This is a genomic window from Variovorax sp. LjRoot175 (genome assembly GCF_964253805.1).
Taxonomy (GTDB): domain Bacteria; phylum Pseudomonadota; class Gammaproteobacteria; order Burkholderiales; family Burkholderiaceae_C; genus Variovorax.
Map to the genome: position 1 here is coordinate 5,882,688 of NZ_CAXURY020000001.1, position 14,814 is coordinate 5,897,501.

The 14,814-nt window shown below is 68.2% G+C and carries 18 protein-coding genes; 7 read left to right on the top strand and 11 right to left on the bottom strand.

Annotated features, from left to right (window positions below; genetic code table 11):
* Nucleotides 1-40: 40 nt before the first annotated feature.
* Together ACSQ89_RS29150 and ACSQ89_RS29155 are read left to right on the top strand one after the other, a co-directional pair.
* The gene (locus ACSQ89_RS29150) at nt 41-916 is read left to right on the top strand and encodes a metal-dependent hydrolase (protein WP_436294198.1); all 876 of its coding nucleotides are present in this window, start codon (nt 41-43) and stop codon (nt 914-916) included.
* On the top strand, nt 916-1,731 hold the full coding sequence (locus ACSQ89_RS29155; protein WP_436294197.1) for an ABC transporter substrate-binding protein: 816 nt from the start codon (nt 916-918) through the stop codon (nt 1,729-1,731). Before ACSQ89_RS29150 ends, ACSQ89_RS29155 begins: the two co-directional genes overlap by 1 nt.
* Here the strand turns inward: ACSQ89_RS29155 and ACSQ89_RS29160 are convergent.
* From ACSQ89_RS29160 to phnG, 7 genes are all read right to left on the bottom strand, one after another.
* On the bottom strand, nt 1,728-2,876 hold the full coding sequence (locus ACSQ89_RS29160; RefSeq protein WP_436294196.1) for an alpha-D-ribose 1-methylphosphonate 5-triphosphate diphosphatase: 1,149 nt from the start codon (nt 2,874-2,876) through the stop codon (nt 1,728-1,730). The two genes, ACSQ89_RS29155 and ACSQ89_RS29160, sit on opposite strands and share 4 nt — an antisense overlap.
* 55 nt (nt 2,877-2,931) lie before the next feature.
* On the bottom strand, nt 2,932-3,648 hold the full coding sequence (phnL, locus tag ACSQ89_RS29165; protein WP_436294195.1) for a phosphonate C-P lyase system protein PhnL: 717 nt from the start codon (nt 3,646-3,648) through the stop codon (nt 2,932-2,934).
* Entirely contained in the window at nt 3,645-4,427 is a 783-nt protein-coding gene (phnK, locus tag ACSQ89_RS29170; protein ID WP_436294194.1) for a phosphonate C-P lyase system protein PhnK, read from the bottom strand. The genes phnL and phnK overlap by 4 nt, the downstream gene beginning before the upstream one ends.
* A complete protein-coding gene (locus ACSQ89_RS29175; protein ID WP_436294193.1) occupies nt 4,424-5,299 on the bottom strand; it encodes an alpha-D-ribose 1-methylphosphonate 5-phosphate C-P-lyase PhnJ in 876 nt (291 codons plus the stop codon). The genes phnK and ACSQ89_RS29175 overlap by 4 nt, the downstream gene beginning before the upstream one ends.
* Nucleotides 5,300-5,390: 91 nt before the next feature.
* Entirely contained in the window at nt 5,391-6,485 is a 1,095-nt protein-coding gene (locus ACSQ89_RS29180) for a carbon-phosphorus lyase complex subunit PhnI (protein ID WP_436294192.1), read from the bottom strand.
* A 2-nt stretch (nt 6,486-6,487) separates the two neighbouring features.
* Nucleotides 6,488-7,120, bottom strand: coding sequence for a phosphonate C-P lyase system protein PhnH (gene phnH, locus ACSQ89_RS29185; protein ID WP_436294191.1), 633 nt, complete (start codon nt 7,118-7,120; stop codon nt 6,488-6,490).
* Nucleotides 7,121-7,178: 58 nt separating this feature from the next.
* Nucleotides 7,179-7,694: a phosphonate C-P lyase system protein PhnG gene (phnG, locus tag ACSQ89_RS29190; RefSeq protein WP_436294190.1), complete on the bottom strand. Its 516-nt coding sequence runs from the start codon at nt 7,692-7,694 to the stop codon at nt 7,179-7,181.
* Between the two features lie 77 nt (nt 7,695-7,771).
* On the opposite strand from phnG, the gene phnF reads away from it, so the two are divergent.
* Genes phnF through phnN form a run of 3 tightly spaced genes read left to right on the top strand, consistent with a single transcriptional unit; the run spans nt 7,772 to nt 9,763 of the window.
* Nucleotides 7,772-8,527, top strand: coding sequence for a phosphonate metabolism transcriptional regulator PhnF (gene phnF, locus ACSQ89_RS29195; protein WP_436294189.1), 756 nt, complete (start codon nt 7,772-7,774; stop codon nt 8,525-8,527).
* Nucleotides 8,517-9,224 carry a DUF1045 domain-containing protein gene (locus ACSQ89_RS29200; protein WP_436294188.1) on the top strand — a complete coding sequence of 236 codons (708 nt, stop codon included), beginning with the start codon at nt 8,517-8,519 and terminating at the stop codon, nt 9,222-9,224. The genes phnF and ACSQ89_RS29200 overlap by 11 nt, the downstream gene beginning before the upstream one ends.
* Entirely contained in the window at nt 9,221-9,763 is a 543-nt protein-coding gene (gene phnN, locus ACSQ89_RS29205) for a phosphonate metabolism protein/1,5-bisphosphokinase (PRPP-forming) PhnN (RefSeq protein WP_436294187.1), read from the top strand. The genes ACSQ89_RS29200 and phnN overlap by 4 nt, the downstream gene beginning before the upstream one ends.
* Here the strand turns inward: phnN and ACSQ89_RS29210 are convergent.
* On the bottom strand, nt 9,760-10,575 hold the full coding sequence (locus ACSQ89_RS29210; RefSeq protein ID WP_436294186.1) for a hypothetical protein: 816 nt from the start codon (nt 10,573-10,575) through the stop codon (nt 9,760-9,762). The two genes, phnN and ACSQ89_RS29210, sit on opposite strands and share 4 nt — an antisense overlap.
* 269 nt (nt 10,576-10,844) lie before the next feature.
* Here ACSQ89_RS29210 and ACSQ89_RS29215 point away from each other — a divergent pair, with 269 nt between their 5' ends.
* Together ACSQ89_RS29215 and ACSQ89_RS29220 are read left to right on the top strand one after the other, a co-directional pair.
* Nucleotides 10,845-11,717, top strand: a complete 873-nt coding sequence (locus ACSQ89_RS29215) for an amidohydrolase family protein (protein ID WP_436294185.1) — start codon at nt 10,845-10,847, stop codon at nt 11,715-11,717.
* Nucleotides 11,718-11,770: 53 nt separating this feature from the next.
* Nucleotides 11,771-12,691: a LysR substrate-binding domain-containing protein gene (locus ACSQ89_RS29220; RefSeq protein WP_436294184.1), complete on the top strand. Its 921-nt coding sequence runs from the start codon at nt 11,771-11,773 to the stop codon at nt 12,689-12,691.
* Nucleotides 12,692-12,713: 22 nt separating this feature from the next.
* Here the strand turns inward: ACSQ89_RS29220 and ACSQ89_RS29225 are convergent, their stop codons facing one another.
* The 3 genes from ACSQ89_RS29225 to ACSQ89_RS29235 are packed head-to-tail and all read right to left on the bottom strand — an operon-like array spanning nt 12,714 to nt 14,764.
* Complete coding sequence (locus ACSQ89_RS29225) at nt 12,714-13,691, bottom strand: tripartite tricarboxylate transporter substrate binding protein (RefSeq protein ID WP_436294183.1); 978 nt, start codon at nt 13,689-13,691, stop codon at nt 12,714-12,716.
* A gap of 39 nt (nt 13,692-13,730) precedes the next feature.
* Complete coding sequence (locus tag ACSQ89_RS29230) at nt 13,731-13,916, bottom strand: hypothetical protein (RefSeq protein WP_436294182.1); 186 nt, start codon at nt 13,914-13,916, stop codon at nt 13,731-13,733.
* Between the two features lie 14 nt (nt 13,917-13,930).
* Nucleotides 13,931-14,764 carry a porin gene (locus tag ACSQ89_RS29235; RefSeq protein WP_436294181.1) on the bottom strand — a complete coding sequence of 278 codons (834 nt, stop codon included), beginning with the start codon at nt 14,762-14,764 and terminating at the stop codon, nt 13,931-13,933.
* Nucleotides 14,765-14,814: the final 50 nt, after the last annotated feature.

A 14,814-nucleotide genomic window follows, 5' to 3' on the forward strand; every position in this document is an offset into this window, starting at 1 on the left:
CGGTAGTTCATTCATCAAGGAAAGAAAGAGAGAGAAGCACATGAAAAGATTCGTTTCCCTTCTTCTGGCTACCGCGTTCGCAGCCGGCCTCGCCGGGTGCGCGGGCACCGTCACGCAGGCGCCGCCGGCGCTGCAGCCCACTGCACCGGGCAGCATCGCCTCCGGCAAGGCGGAAGTCCTCTGGCTCGGGCAGGCCACCATGCGCATCACCACGCCCGGCGGCAAGGTCATCGTGGTCGACCCCTGGCTCATCACCAACCCGAAGACACCGCCCCCGTACAAGCAGTTGAACGCGCTGGGCAAGGTCGACCTGATCCTCGTGACGCATGCCCACGCCGACCATTTCGCCGACGCCCCCGCGCTGGCCAGGATGCACAACGCGCCCGTCTACAACGCGGGCGGCATGGGCCAGAGCATCATCACCCTCGGCATCCTGCCCGCGGCGCTGGTGCAGCGCTTCGGCAAAGGCGGCACCGTCGCGCCCTTCGGCGCCACAGGCCCGAAGATCACGGCGGTCCAGGCCGAGCATGCCTCCGAGCTGGCGTGGAAGAACCCCGCCACGGACAAGGACGAGACGCACTACGGCGGCGAGCCGGTGGGCTACATCATCGAACTGGAGAACGGCTTCAAGATCTGGCACATGGGCGATACCGGCCTGTTCGGCGACATGCGGCTAATCGGCGAGACCTACAAGCCCGACCTCGTGCTGATCCCGATCGGCGGTCACTTCACCATGGGACCGCAGGATGCCGCCACGGCGGTGCGCGACATGATCAAGCCGAAGTACGCGATCCCCATGCACTACGGCACGTCCCCGTTGCTTCGCGGCACGCCCGCCGAGTTCTCTTCCGCGCTCGGCGCCGCGTCCGCCACCCGCGTGCTGTTGCCGGAGCCGGGCCAGAAGGTCGACTTCTGATGGCCGCCACGCGCCGCTGCTTCTGTGCCGCGAGCGCGCTGGTGCTGGCCGGCTGCGCCGGCACCCGGTCCAACCCGCCGGCGGGCGCCATCGCGCAGCTCGGCGCCACCGGCAAGCTGCGCGCCGCCATCAATTTCGGCAACCCGATCCTGGCCAGCCGCGGCCCGGGCGGCGAGCCGCGCGGCGTGTCGGTGGACCTTGCGCGCGAGGCGGCACGCCGTCTCGGGCTGGCCGTCGAGCTGGTGCAGTTCAACTCCGCCGGCAACGTCGTGGAAGCCGTGAAGGCGCAACAGGTCGACCTGGCCTTCGTGGCGATCGACCCGGTGCGCGCAGCGGACATGGAATACACCGCGCCCTACGTGATCATCGAAGGCGCCTACCTGGTGCGCAACGGCTCGCCGCTGCAAGGCAACGCGGAGGTCGACCGCACGGGCACCCGCGTCGTGGTGGGCCACGGCAGCGCCTACGACCTGTTCCTCACGCGCGCGCTGAAGGCCGCCACGCTGGTGCGCGCACCGACCTCGCCCGAGGTCGCCAACATGTTCCTGGCGCAGAACCTCGAAGTGGCCGCGGGCGTGAAGCAGCAGCTGGAAGCAGACGCCAAGCGCGTGGGCGGCGTGCGCCTGCTGCCCGGGCGTTTCATGGTCATCGAGCAGGCCATGGGCGTGCCGAAGGGCCGGACCGCTGCGCAGGCCTGGCTCAGCGGCTTCATCGAGGAGATGAAGGCCTCCGGCTTCGTTGCGGACGCGCTGAAGCGGAACGGCATCGAGGGTGCCGCCGTGGCGCCGCGAAGCAGCGCGGCGAATCGCACTTAAAGCACGCGGCGCCCTTCGCGCCACACGCCGCGCACCACCGCGTGCCGCGAGCCATCCGCCAGCTCGGCCATGCGCACCTGCACCAGGTCGGCACGCAGGCCGGGCTCGATCGCGCCGCGGTCGTGCAGGCTGGTGGCCTTGGCCGGTGCGCGCGTGACGGTGGCCACCGCCTGCGGCAGCGTGAGGATCTCGTCCTCCACCAGCCGCATCACGGCACCGAGCAGGCTGCTCGGCACGTAGTCGGAGGAGAGGATGTCGAGCAGGCCGTGGCGCGCCAGCTCGGCGGCCGCCACGTTGCCCGAATGCGAGCCGCCGCGAACGACGTTGGGCCCGCCCATCACGGTCGAGAGCCCGCGCTCGCGCGCCGCGCCCGCGGCGGCCAGCGTGGTCGGGAACTCGGACATGCTCGCGCCTTCGGCATGGGCCTGTTCGACGTGCGCGACGGTGGTGTCGTCATGGCTCGCGAGCGCGATGCCGTGCGCGCGGCAGTAGTCGACGAAGTGGCGGCGGTGCGGCTCGGCGTACTGGGCCTGCAGCGTGGCGGCATGCGCGACCTGGCGCTCGAACTTCTCGGCGCTCCAGCCCTTCTTGCCGGTGTAGTAGATGCGCGCGACCTCGAGGTTTTCCCACTGGCGCTGGCCCGGCGTGTGGTCCATCAGCGAGATCAGCGACACGCGCGGATGGCCATGGAAGGGCTCGAAGAGCTCGATGGTGTTGGGCGCCGGCAGTTCGCAGCGCACGTGCAGGTGGTGGTCGGCGCGCAGCAGGTCCTGGGCGGTGCAGTTGTCGAGCGTGGCCAGCGTCTTGGTCCACGTGCTGCCGCGCAGGCTTTCGGTGTCGGACTCGCCGACGCCGAGCGCATCGAACACGGTGGTGATGCCTGCGGCCGCCACCTCGGCATCGTGCGCCAGGAGGGCCGGCAGCTCGGCCCACTGCACCTTGGGGCGCGGCATCAGGTGGCGCTCGAAGTTGTCGGTATGGACCTCGACCAGGCCGGGCAGCAGGTAGTCGTCCTCGAGGTCGATGGTGGCCACGCCCGTATGGCCGTTGTGCAGCGCCGCGATGCGGCCGTCCGCGACCGAGAGGCTGCCGCGCACCACCTCGCCGGGCAGGACCATGCGCGCGTTCTTGAAGACGATGTTCATTGGCTGACCTCCGCGCTGCGCGCTGCGGTATTGGCCTTGGGAGCGGCCCGGCGGCTCATGCGGGGCTCCTGAAGTCGGCGACGTTGACGCGGCGCGTGGCGACCGCGGCGCCGACCTCCGCGTCATGGAAGATGCCGACCATGGCCGCGCCGCGCGCTGCCGCCTCGCGGATCAGTTCGATCACCGTGCGCGTGTTGGCGGCATCGAGCGAAGCGGTCGGCTCGTCCAGCAGCAGCAGCGGCTTGGGCTTGATCATGTTGCGTGCGATGTTGATGCGCTGCTGCTCGCCGCCCGAGAAGGTGGCGGGCGGCAGATGCCAGAGGCGTTCGGGAATGGAAAGGCGCGTGAGCCACTTGCGCGCTTCCTCGCGCGCGGCTTCGAGGGCGGCGGGGTCGTCGCCCGCGTCCTCGGCCAGCGGCTCGGCCACGACATCGAGCGCCGGCACGCGCGGGATCACGCGCAGGAACTGGCTCACGTAGCCGATGGTGTCGCGGCGCAGGCGCACCAGCTCGCGCGGGTCGGCCTCGGTCACCTCGACCGGCGCGCCACCCGGCGGCTGCACCGTGATGCGGCCCGCGCTGGCGCGGTAGTTGGCATGGATGAGCTTGAGCAGCGTGCTCTTGCCCAGGCCCGAGGCGCCGTCGAGCACCACGCATTCGCCGGCCGAAACGCTGAGCTCGAGGCCCTCGAACACCGAGAGCTCGAGATGGTTCTGTTGATGGAGGGTGAAGCGCTTGGCCACCCCGCGCAGTTGAAGAAGGGGCGCGGTCATGGTTGCAGTACCGAGGAAACGAGAAGCTGGGTGTAGGGATGCTGCGGGTCGTCCAGCACCTGGTCGGTGAGGCCGGCTTCGACCACGCGGCCCTTCTGCATCACCATCATGCGGTGCGCGAGCAGCCGGGCCACCGCGAGGTCGTGCGTGACCACGATGGCGGCGAGCTGCATCTGGCGCGTGAGCTGGCGCAGCAGGTCGAGCAGGCGGGCCTGCACCGAGACGTCGAGGCCGGAGGTCGGCTCGTCCATGAACACCAGGCGCGGCCGGGTGACCAGGTTGCGCGCGATCTGCAGGCGCTGGCGCATGCCGCCGGAGAAGGTGCGCGGCGCGTCGTCGATGCGCTGCGGATCGATCTCGACGCGCTGCAGCCATTCCGATGCGGTGGCGCGCAGGCGCCCGTAGTGCCGTTCGCCGAGGCCCATCAGGCGCTCGCCGACGTTGGCGCCGGCCGAGACATCCATGCGCAGGCCGTCGGCGGCGTTCTGGTGCACGAAGCCCCAGTCGGTGCGCGCGAGCAGGCGCTGCTCGGCCTCGCTCATCGCAAAGACCTCCTGCAGGCCGCCGCTGCGCGTGTGGAACTGCACGCTGCCTTCGTCGGGCCGGCTGCGGGCCGCGACCGCATCGAGCAGCGTGGTCTTGCCGGAGCCCGACTCGCCGACCACGGCCAGCACCTCGCCGGGCCAGAGGTCGAAGGAGGCGTCGGCCAGCGCGACGCGATCGCCGTAGCGCTTGCCGATGCCGCGCACGCGCAGCAGGGGGAGGGTGGCGCTCTTCATTCGACCTCCGCCAATTGAGGTGCCGGCATCGCAGGACTCTGCGCTTGCTGCCGCGACTGGCAGTAGTCCGAGTCGGAGCACACATGCATGCGTGTGCCGCTGTCGTCGGTGATGACCTCGTCGAGGAAGCTGTCGGTGGCGCCGCACAGCGCGCAGGCTGCGTCCCAGCGCTGCACTTCGAAGGGATGGTCCTCGAAGCCCAGGCTTTCGACCGCGGTGTAGGGTGGCACGGCATAGATGCGCTTCTCGCGGCCGGCGCCGAAGAGCTGCAGCGCGGGGTTCATGTGCATCTTGGGGTTGTCGAACTTGGGGATGGGCGAGGGCGACATCACGTAGCGCTCGTTCACCAGCACCGGGTAGTCGTAGGTGGTCGCGATATGGCCGTAGCGCGCGATGTCCTCGTAGAGCTTGACGTGCATCAGGCCGTACTCGGCCAGCCCGTGCAGCGTGCGCGTGACGGTCTCGCGCGGTTCCAGGCGTTGCATGGGCTCGGGCACCGGCACCTGATAGACCAGCACCTGGCCTTCGGCCAAGGGCGCCTCGGGGATGCGGTGGCGGGTCTGGATCAGCGTGGCCTCCTGCGTGCGCGTGGTGATCGCGACACCGGTGGTGCGTTCAAAGAAGCGCCGGATGTTGACCGCGTTGACGGTGTCGTCGGAGCCCTGGTCGATGACCTTGAGCACGTCCTTCGAGCCGATCACCGCGGCCGTGACCTGGATGCCGCCGGTACCCCAGCCGTAGGGCAACGGCATCTCGCGCGCGCCGAAGGGCACCTGGTAGCCGGGGATGGCCACGGCCTTGAGGATGGCGCGGCGGATCATGCGCTTGGTGCGCTCGTCGAGGTAGGCGAAGTTGATGTTCGTGTCTGTCATTGGGCAACCTCCCCCAGGCTTGTCACTTCGTGTACTTCGCGCACCCCCTCCTGGAGGAGGGGGCGAGCGCCTTCGGGCGGCCGGGCGGCGCTCATTCGTCGTCTCCCCGTGCGGGCGCACTGCGCATGCGGCGCACCAGTTCCAGTTCGGACTGGAAGTCCACGTAGTGCGGCAGCTTCAGGTGCTGCACGAAGCCGGAGGCTTCGAGGCTGTCGCTGTGCGAGAGCACGAACTCCTGCATCTGCGCCGGCGATTCGACCGCCTCGCCGAGCTCGTCGGCGCGCAGCGCGCGATCGACCAGGCTCATCGCCATCGCCTTGCGCTCGCTGTGGCCGAAGGCCAGGCCGTAGCCGCGCGTGAACTGCGGCGGCTCGGTCTTGCTGCCGGCGAACTGGTTGACCATTTCGCACTCGGTGATCTCCATGTCGCCGATCGAGATCGAAAAGCCCAGCTCCTCGGGCTCGATCTCGAGCGCGACGCTGCCGAAGCGGATCTCGCCGACGAAGGGATGGCTGTGCGAATAGCCGCGCTGGGTGGAGTAGGCCATCGCAAGCAGAAAGCCTTCGTCGCCGCGCGCGAGATTCTGCAGCCGCGTCGCACGATCGGCCGGAAAGCGCAGCGGCTCGCGCGTCAGGTCCACCGGGGCCGGATCGCCGGGAGGCACGGGGCGGGTCTCGATCAGGCTTTCGTGGTTGAGCAGGTCGACCACGCGCGGCGTGACGGCGGGTGTGTCGGCTGGCGCTGCTGCTGGGGCAGCCTGGCGTGTTGCGCCGCCGCCGCTCGCGAGCAGCGTGAAGTCGAGCAGGCGCTGCGTGTAGTCGTAGGTCGGGCCCAGCACCTGCCCGCCGGGCAGGTCCTTGAAGGTGGCGGAGATGCGGCGGTCGAGCTGCATGCGCGCGGTGTCCAGCGGCGCGCTAGTGCCCAGGCGCGGCAGCGTGGCGCGGTAGGCGCGCAAGAGGAAGATGGCTTCGACCAGGTCGCCCGAGGCCTGCTTGATCGCGAGCGCGGCGAGCTCGGGGTCGTAGACCGAGCCCTCGGTCATCACGCGGTCGACCGCGAGCTTGAGCTGCTCGCGGATCTGCTGCACCGAGAGCTCCGGCGTGGCCGGGTCGCCGCGGCGCTGCTCGGCCAGCAGGCGATAGCTGTGGAGGATGGCGGCTTCGCCACCCTTGACGGCAACGTACATGCTCAGTGCTCCAGCTCGATGTGGGTGGTGCGCGGCAGGCCGACGATCTGGTGCTCGGTGGCGAGGAACAGGTCGACGCCGCGCGGGAAGGCCGCCTGCTGCGCAGCGCGCTGGGCGATCAGCTTTTCGGCGCGCTCCTGCGGCAAGCCGTCGACGCACAAGCGCGTCTCCGTGCGGATGCCCGGCCCGCGCAGCGTCCATCCTTCGGCGTCGGCGCCGTCGGCCAGCGAGGGCACGTCCACCACGCAGGTGGCCGACTGGTCGGGGTAGGTGTCGCTGCCCTGCGCGAAGCGCTCGAGCGCGGGCGCTTCGTCGCCGCCGGCGATCCAGGCGAACTGGGCCTCACCCGGATCGTCGACGATCACGCAGCCGCAATGAAAGCGCAGCCAGGCCGCGGCATCGCTCTTGGCCAGCGTTGGCGAGAGCCAGAGCTTGCAATCCGGATCGAGCAGCGCGAGCAGCAGCGCGGCCGAAGCCGCATGCCCGTGCCTGGGCACTTCGGCATCGTGCGGCAGGTCGACGATGCGGCCCGGGTGCGAGAGGGCTTCCAATGCGGCGCGGAACACGGCCTGGCTGCCGAGCGCGAGATCCGAGAAACCCGCGCCGACCTTGGAGAGATCTGTGGTGCTGTTCATTGGGTAACCTCCGCGCTGTGCGCTGCGGTGCTATTCGACTTGGGAGCGGCCCGGCGTCTCATGCGTTCTCCTCTTCGTCTCCATCGGCACCGCCGGCTTCGCGCGCAACGGTGAAGAACTCGACCTTGCTGCCCTGCGCACGCGCATGGCGCTCGGCGCGCTCGCGGGCCAGGTGCTGGCGCGCGGGCGCGAGCAGTTGCGCATCGAGCGCGTCCTGCTGCGCCGGGTCCTGCAGCAGCGCATCGGCCACCGCCGCCAGCTGCGCCTGCCGGTGCGAGCGGCCCAGCACATAGGCGACGCCGACCGCCGCGCCTTCGTGCGCGACGCCATGCAGGCGCAGCGCACAGCGCGTGACCGTGACCTCGCCGAGGTTGAAACGCTCGCCCGTGCCGCCGGCGCGGCCCTGGACCATCATGAGGCCCGTCTCGGGCGCGCGCAGCCACTGCGGCGTGCGCTGGGCGTGCTCGCCGAGCGCCGGCTCCAGCAGCGAGAGCGGCGCCCGCGCCAGCACGGCCATCCACTGCGCGCGGCTCGGCGGCCGGCTCGCAGGGTGGTTGTCAAAGGCATGAAACATGGGAGTGTTAATCTGGGGAAGTTGTATAGACAAATCGAACAACTGGCGCCAGCTTAGGGCGCACGCATGTAGCTTTCATGACAGCCATCACGACTTCTCCCGAATCGCTTCCGGCGCGCACGGCGCGCGACAGTTTCTGGACCCGCATCGCGGCCGAGCTGGCCGAATCGATCGCCCACGGCATCTACCCGCCGGGCGAGCGCCTGCCCTCGGAGCACGCGCTGGCCGAGCAGTTCGGCGTCAATCGCCACACCATCCGCCGTTCGCTCGCCAGCCTGAGCAGCCAGGGCCTGCTGCGCGTGACGCAGGGCAGCGGCACCTACGTGGAGGAGTTCGCGGTCGACCTGGTGCTGGCCAAGCGCACGCGTCATCACCAGAGCATGGCGCTGGCAGGCATGCGCGGCGCCTTGCGCGTGCTCGCGTCGAGCACCGTGCGTGCCACGGCCGCGCAGGCACGCGCGCTGCAGGTGCCCGCGCGCAGCACGCTGCTGCGGCTGCAGGTGCTGGGCGAGGCCGAGCAGCAGCCGCTGCACATCAGCGAGCGCTTCTTTCCGCTGCCGCGTTTTGAGCAGCTCGAAGCGGTCGTGCGCGAGACAGGCTCCATCACCGCGGCCTTTGCCGCACATGGCATCGACGACTACACGCGGCATGAGAGCCGCATCACGGCGCAGATGCCCGAGGCCGAGGTGGCGGCCCAACTGCGGCAGCCGGCCGCGCGGCCGGTGCTCTTCGTCGAGAGCGTCAACGTGGACACCGCGGACGTGCCCATCGAGTTCGCGCGGACCTGGTTTGCGGGCGATCGCGTCACGCTCACGGTGACGCATGACGAGTGATCCCGTGCATCGCTACGCCGTCTACTTCGCGCCCCGCGCCGACAGCGCCTGGTGGCGCGCCGGCAGGCGCTGGCTCGGGCGCTGCGCCTCGCGGCTCGAGCCGTTGCCGCAGGCACCGCTGCCCGGCGTGCCCGCGCCCGAACTGCATCGGCTGACGAAGGCGCCGCGGCGCTATGGCTGGCATGCGACGCTCAAGGCGCCTTTCGCGTTGGCGCCGGGCGTCGACGTCGAGAGGCTGCGCGCCGGCCTGCGCGGCCTCTGTGAGGACTTCGAGCCCTTCACGATGCCCGCATTGAAGGTCGCGATGCTCGACGATTTTCTGGCACTGGTGCCGGAGGTCGGCAGCCGCGCGATCGACGAAGTGGCCGCAGCCTGCGTCACGCGCCTGCACGCACTGGCCGCGCCGTTGACGCCGTTCGAGATCGAACGCCGCCGCGCAGCCGGCCTCACGCGAGAAGAAGACGCGCTGCTGCTGCGCTGGGGCTATCCCTTCGTGCTGGAGCGCTTCCGCTTCCACCTCTCGCTCACGGGAACGCTCCGCGACGCGGCGCCTTCGATCGTCCCCGCGCTGGCGGATGCGGCGCGCCACGCCTTCGGTGCCTTGCCCGCCTGCCGCTTCGACACCATCTCCCTGTTCGCCGAACCCAAGCCCGGTGCCGACTTCGTGCTGGTAGAACAGATGGAGCTTGGCGCATGAAGGGGCGGCTGGTCTATGTGATGGGGCCTTCCGGCGCCGGCAAGGACAGCCTGCTGGCCTGGCTCAAGGACCATCTTCCGCCGCACATGCCGGTGCACCTGGCGCGCCGCACGATCACGCGGCCGCCCAAGGCCGACGACGAGCAGCACCACAGCGTGAGTGCGCACGCCTTCGAGCAGCTCAGCGACGCGCAGGCCTTCGCGCTCCACTGGCAGGCCAACGGCCTGCACTACGGCGTGCGCCACGACGAGCTCTCGCCCCTGCACCTGGGCAAGTGGGTGATCGTGAACGGATCGCGCGCCTACCTGCCGCAGGCGCTGTCGAGGTTTCCGCATCTGACTGTTGTGCACGTCACCGCCAGCATCGACGTGCTGCGGCAGCGCCTGCTGGCGCGCGGGCGCGAGACGCCGGAGATGGTCGATGCCCGCGTGCGGCGTGCCTTGGCGTTCAAGCCGCCGGCGCATGCCATCGAGGTCCGCAACGACGGCGCGCTGGCCGAGGCGGGCGCGCAGCTGCTGCACGCCTTCGAGCGTCTCTAGAAGCGTGCCTTGAGGAAGGCCGAGGGCCCTTGCAGCCTGACCTTCAGGCGCGCGGTGCTGCTGATGCTGTCGATGTCGCGCTTGAGATCGATCTCGCTCACGCCGTAGGACAGGACCAGGCCGACGTTCTTGACCGGGAACCACTCGACGCCGAGGGCCGCGTTGTAGATATGGCCGTGCAGCCCGCTGCCGCCTTTGCGCACGCCCGAGGCATCGGCGAACAGGCGCAGGTCGGGCGTGATGGCATGGCGCACGCCGATCTCGAGCAGCGGCGCGAAAGCGTCGTCGCTGTCGCGCTGGCTGAAGGTCGCGGTGGCGCCGTTCACGCCTGCGACGGCGTTGCTGTCCAGGCTGGCCCGGTAGTACGCGACGCCGGCGCCGAGGCCCAGCACCGTGTTGCCTGAGCCGATCCACCACTTGTAGGCGAACTTGGCGAACTCCAGCTTGAGGTCGAGGTTGACGTTGCCCAGCGCCGTGATCGAGGTCGGCCCGATCGCGAAGCTGTTGGCGAAGCCGGTGCCGTAGTCGCGCTTGAAGCGGTAGTAGTCGAGCGACAGGCCCTGGCTGTCGCCCAGCAGGATGTCGGCCGTGATGCGCGGCATGGTCACGTCGCTGCCCTTGAGGTCGCCCGGGTCCAGCCGGCCGAAGGGCGTGTTCAGCGAGGCGTTGAAGGTGGGGTCGGCATTGAAGGCGCCGACCGAGAGGCTGAAGCGGTCGAGGGCCGGCGAAGGCTCGGCCAGCGCCGGGGTGGCAACGAAGAAGCCGGCGCCGGCCACGGTTGCCGCAAGGGCGCACAAACGCGTCGAAGACATGAGGCAGGATCCTGAAGTGCGGCAGTCTCGGCGTGCCTTCCGCTCTGGATCTGTTGGCCGCGATGCTCCCCTGGGCGCGAACGCGAATCTATGCGTCGCGCGCACGATGCCAATGCGCCGATGCCGACTCCGCATGTAGGACTCTCCTTGCGCGCGCTTCAAGCCTCCTGCATGCGCAGCCCGACGGTGCCGGCCATGCCGAAATTCGCTAGCTGCTAGTGCATTTTCGGGCTCGCTCGTCGCGAGAAATCTGCGCAAGATGGACAGCTATGGACAAGAACTGGCTCTGCTTTCATCCTGCCCCCTCGAAGCCGCACTTCACAGCACCGCCCGGTGCGGTGGATGCACACTGCCACGTCTTCGGCCCGGGCGCGGTGTTCCCCTACGCGCCGGAGCGCAAATACACGCCCTGCGATGCCTCGAAGGACCAGCTCTTCGCACTGCGCGATCTCCTGGGCTTCGAGCGCAACGTGATCGTGCAGGCGAGCTGTCATGGCAACGACAACCGTGCGTTGATCGATGCCATTGCGCATTCGAACGGATGCGCACGCGGCGTGGCCTCGGTCGCGCCGAGCGTGGGCGAGGCCGAGCTTCGCCTTCTGCACGAAGCCGGGGTGCGCGGCGTGCGCTTCAACTTTCTCAAGCGGCTCGCCGACTTCACGCCGCGCGAGGTGCTGATGAACATCGCCGAGCGCATCGCGCCGCTGGGCTGGCACGTGGTCGTGTATTTCGAAGCGCCGGATCTGCCCGAGCTGTGGGATTTCTTCACTCGCCTGCCGACGACCGTGGTGGTCGACCACATGGGCCGGCCCGACGTCGGCTGGCCGGTCGACGGGCCGCAGTTCGAGCGCTTCGTGCGGCTGTTGCGCGAGCATCCGAATGTCTGGTCGAAGGTGAGCTGTCCGGAGCGCCTGTCCTTCTCCGGTCCACCGGCCTACGATGACGTCGTTCCTTTTGCGCGGCGCCTGGTCGAGGAGTTCCCGGACCGCGTACTGTGGGGTACTGACTGGCCGCATCCCAATCTCAAGACGCACATGCCCGATGACGGCACGCTGGTCGACATGATTCCCCGCATCGCGCGGACGGCGGAGCTTCAGCGCAAACTGCTGGTGGACAACCCGATGCGGCTGTACTGGGCCTGAGGACGGCGGGGAGCTCGTCGCGGGCAATGCGAGCAAGCTCTAGACTCCTTTCCATGGACCTCAAGCAGCTGGAGTACTTCGTTCACGTCGCAGAGCTGGGGAGTTTCACCCGGGCTTCGATCGTGATCGATGTCGCACAGCCCGCGCTCAGCCGGCAGGTGCGCCAGCTCGAAGTGGAGCTGAGACAGAATCTTCTGACGCGCAATGGCCGAGGCGTCATCGTCACGGATGCAGGCAAGCTGCTGCTGGAACACGCCAGAGGCATCCTGCATCAGATCGAACGCGCCAAGGAGGACCTCGGGCTGTTGCGCGGCGCGCTGGCCGGCCGCGTCGCTGTGGGTTTGCCGCCAAGCATTTCGAAGCGCATCGCCGTGCCCTTGACCCGCGCCTTCCGTCAGCAACTTCCCGATGCCAGTCTCTCCATCACCGAGGCGCTTTCAAGCGCCATGCAGGAATCGGTGACTGCAGGCCGCCTCGACCTGGCGCTGCTCTACAACCCTGCGCCTTCCGCGGAGATCGACAGCGTTGTCATCCTGGAAGAGGACCTGTACCTGGTCGGCCCGGCGCAGTCCGCCGGCGAACCGGATGAAGAAGTTTCGATGCGAGAGCTGGCCTCGAAGCCTCTGGTGATCCCGACCAAGCCGAACTCCATTCGCATGCTGGTCGAAGCGGAAATGGCGAATATCGGATGCCGTCCGACCATCGCGATGGAGATCGACGGTGTGGCCGCCATCCTGGATCTGGTGATCGACGGGGTGGGACTGGCTGTCTTGTCCTCGAACGCGGTTCTCACTGCGCCTCGCCCCGAGGCCTTTGCGATGCGCCGGATCGTGGATCCTCCGCTGCGCAGCCGGCTGGCCCTGGCGCTCAGTTCTCAAAGGCCGACCACCCTCACCCAGCAGGCCGTCCTCAAGTTGATCCAGGAGGTGGTGAGCCAGACGATGAGCGGCTCACCGTCGCACGCAAAGACTTGATGCGCCACGGGTACATGGACGCTCATTGCTTGGGGATGCCTGCCAGGCGAATGACTTCGGACCAGCGCTGAATTTCGTCCCTGAGAAGCTCTGCCTGTTGCTGCGGAGTGCTTCCCTGCGCCTCGACGCCGAGCTGGCGCAGCCGCTCCTTGATCTCCGGCGCGGCCAGCGCTGCGTTGACCTCCTTGTTGAGCCTGGCGACGATGGCGGGCGGCGTCTTGGCTGGCACCGCAAAGGCGTTCCAGGACGCGACCTTGAAGTTGGGCGCGCCGCTCTCCGCGACGGTCGGCGTCTCCGGCAGCGCGAACGAGCGCTTCGCTCCCATGACGGCAATGGCGCGCAGCGACTTCCCGCTGATCTGACCCAGGATGGGCGCCAGGATTTCGACGCCGGCATCGATCTGCCCCCCTCGCAGCGCGGTGATCAATGCGGGCGACGCGTTGAAGGGAATCACTTGCGCGTCGATGCCGGTGCTGCGCTTGAGCAGCTCGGCCGCCAGATGCTGCGTACTGCCCACGTTGATGGTCCCGATGTTGACGGTACCGGGGTGCGCCTTCGCGTATGCCAACAGCTCCTGCATCGTCTTGAATTTCGAGTCCGCGGCGGTCACGACGGCCATATCGAAATAGCCGAGCGTCGACACCGGAGCGAAGTCTTTGACGGTATCGAAGGGCAGCTGCTTGAACAGCCCCGCGCTGACGGCATTGGCGTTGGACATCAAGAGGACGGTGAGTCCGTCCGGCGGCGCCTTGGCCACGGTATCGGACGCGACCACTCCCCCTGCGCCCGGCTTGTTGTCCACGATGATGCTTTGCCCCATGGACTCCGACATCTTCTGTGCGACGGTCCGTGCCGTGAGGTCGGCAACGCCCCCGGGGCCGAAGGGCACGACGAGACGAATCGGCTTCGTCGAAGATGGTTGTGCATTTGCACTCGCGCAAATGGAGATTGCGGCAACGACGAGGGCTGAATGCCGGGCAATTTTCAGGAAGATGTTCATGGGATTCCGATTCACTTCGAGACAAGCGTGCTGGAGCTTTCAGAAGCGGTGTCGCATGCCGAGCGCGACGTTTCCTGCTCGCGCGAATCCGGTGAGCTTGTCCGCGAGGTAGACCGTGTAGAGATCCGTGCGCTTGGAGAGGAAGTAGTCATAGCCGACGGCGCCTGTGGTTCGACGAGAGTCGGCGATCGGCATGTCTCTCTGCGTGCGGGAAACAGAGGCCATGACCCGGCCGGCGCCTATGGGCACCGCGAAGCCGAGCTGGGTCGTCCGAGTCTTGGTCCGGATGCCAGGCGTATCGGTATGAAGTATTGGCCGTAGACCTTCACCACATCGAAGTCATACGAGAGCCCGGCCATCTGCGCCTTCTGGCTCGAGATCCGGGCCGAAAGGCCCGGGCCCACCTTGACCTGCTGGGCGGAGACCACCGCAGCGAACGGACCCTTCGCGTAGTTGAGGGTCAGGTTGAAATTGCGTTCACCAGTGCGCTCCGCCACTTCGCCCAGTCCGTACGCTGCAGAAACGCGAAACCCCGCTGCTTCCGGCGACGCGTACTGGATGGTGTTGTCCCAGACGCTGTCACCCAGGATCGCACGGTTGTAGCCCGTGTTCCAGACCTGCAGCATGACAGGGCTCAGATTGGCAGACGCCAGAAAGGGGTTGAAGTTGCCTGTTGCCGTATAGAGCGCATTGGTCTGTCGCCCCAGGCTCACCTGGCCGTAGGCTCCGCCGAGCCCCACATAGGAATTTCGCGAGAAGTAGGGATCGGCAGCTGTCCTGCCAAAGTTCCCGCTGTCGGCTTGAAGGAAACTTTCCAGCGCGAAGAACGATTGCAAGCCTCCTCCCAAGTCTTCGGTTCCCCGAATCCCCCAGTAGGAAGTGGTCAAGCCGCCGCTGTTCAATACGGTGGTGCGGCCCGCTTGATCGCTTCGGCGAAGCGAACCCACATACTCGTCCAGCACGCCATAAATACTGGCGCTGTTCGCCGACGGACTTTGTGCAAGTGCCGGGAAGGCTCCAAGCGAAGCCGTTGCGATGCCCGCAGCAAGCCAGGCGCGATCGCGCATATCCATCTTGTCTCCTCATATTTGTTCAAGCCGCCGGTGTTCGCCCGGTGTCATGA

What these genes read in the sequence shown, in the direction of transcription:
- ACSQ89_RS29225 (WP_436294183.1), bottom strand. Translation starts at nt 13,691, where the DNA reads ATGAACATCTTCCTGAAAATTGCCCGGCATTCAGCCCTCGTCGTTGCC.
- ACSQ89_RS29220 (WP_436294184.1), top strand. Translation starts at nt 11,771, where the DNA reads ATGGACCTCAAGCAGCTGGAGTACTTCGTTCACGTCGCAGAGCTGGGG.
- ACSQ89_RS29150 (WP_436294198.1), top strand. Translation starts at nt 41, where the DNA reads ATGAAAAGATTCGTTTCCCTTCTTCTGGCTACCGCGTTCGCAGCCGGC.
- ACSQ89_RS29180 (WP_436294192.1), bottom strand. Translation starts at nt 6,485, where the DNA reads ATGTACGTTGCCGTCAAGGGTGGCGAAGCCGCCATCCTCCACAGCTAT.
- ACSQ89_RS29230 (WP_436294182.1), bottom strand. Translation starts at nt 13,916, where the DNA reads ATGGCCTCTGTTTCCCGCACGCAGAGAGACATGCCGATCGCCGACTCT.
- ACSQ89_RS29175 (WP_436294193.1), bottom strand. Translation starts at nt 5,299, where the DNA reads ATGACAGACACGAACATCAACTTCGCCTACCTCGACGAGCGCACCAAG.
- phnF (WP_436294189.1), top strand. Translation starts at nt 7,772, where the DNA reads ATGACAGCCATCACGACTTCTCCCGAATCGCTTCCGGCGCGCACGGCG.
- phnK (WP_436294194.1), bottom strand. Translation starts at nt 4,427, where the DNA reads ATGAAGAGCGCCACCCTCCCCCTGCTGCGCGTGCGCGGCATCGGCAAG.
- phnL (WP_436294195.1), bottom strand. Translation starts at nt 3,648, where the DNA reads ATGACCGCGCCCCTTCTTCAACTGCGCGGGGTGGCCAAGCGCTTCACC.
- phnG (WP_436294190.1), bottom strand. Translation starts at nt 7,694, where the DNA reads ATGTTTCATGCCTTTGACAACCACCCTGCGAGCCGGCCGCCGAGCCGC.
- ACSQ89_RS29210 (WP_436294186.1), bottom strand. Translation starts at nt 10,575, where the DNA reads ATGTCTTCGACGCGTTTGTGCGCCCTTGCGGCAACCGTGGCCGGCGCC.
- ACSQ89_RS29160 (WP_436294196.1), bottom strand. Translation starts at nt 2,876, where the DNA reads ATGAACATCGTCTTCAAGAACGCGCGCATGGTCCTGCCCGGCGAGGTG.
- ACSQ89_RS29155 (WP_436294197.1), top strand. Translation starts at nt 916, where the DNA reads ATGGCCGCCACGCGCCGCTGCTTCTGTGCCGCGAGCGCGCTGGTGCTG.
- phnN (WP_436294187.1), top strand. Translation starts at nt 9,221, where the DNA reads ATGAAGGGGCGGCTGGTCTATGTGATGGGGCCTTCCGGCGCCGGCAAG.
- phnH (WP_436294191.1), bottom strand. Translation starts at nt 7,120, where the DNA reads ATGAACAGCACCACAGATCTCTCCAAGGTCGGCGCGGGTTTCTCGGAT.
- ACSQ89_RS29215 (WP_436294185.1), top strand. Translation starts at nt 10,845, where the DNA reads ATGGACAAGAACTGGCTCTGCTTTCATCCTGCCCCCTCGAAGCCGCAC.
- ACSQ89_RS29235 (WP_436294181.1), bottom strand. Translation starts at nt 14,764, where the DNA reads ATGGATATGCGCGATCGCGCCTGGCTTGCTGCGGGCATCGCAACGGCT.
- ACSQ89_RS29200 (WP_436294188.1), top strand. Translation starts at nt 8,517, where the DNA reads ATGACGAGTGATCCCGTGCATCGCTACGCCGTCTACTTCGCGCCCCGC.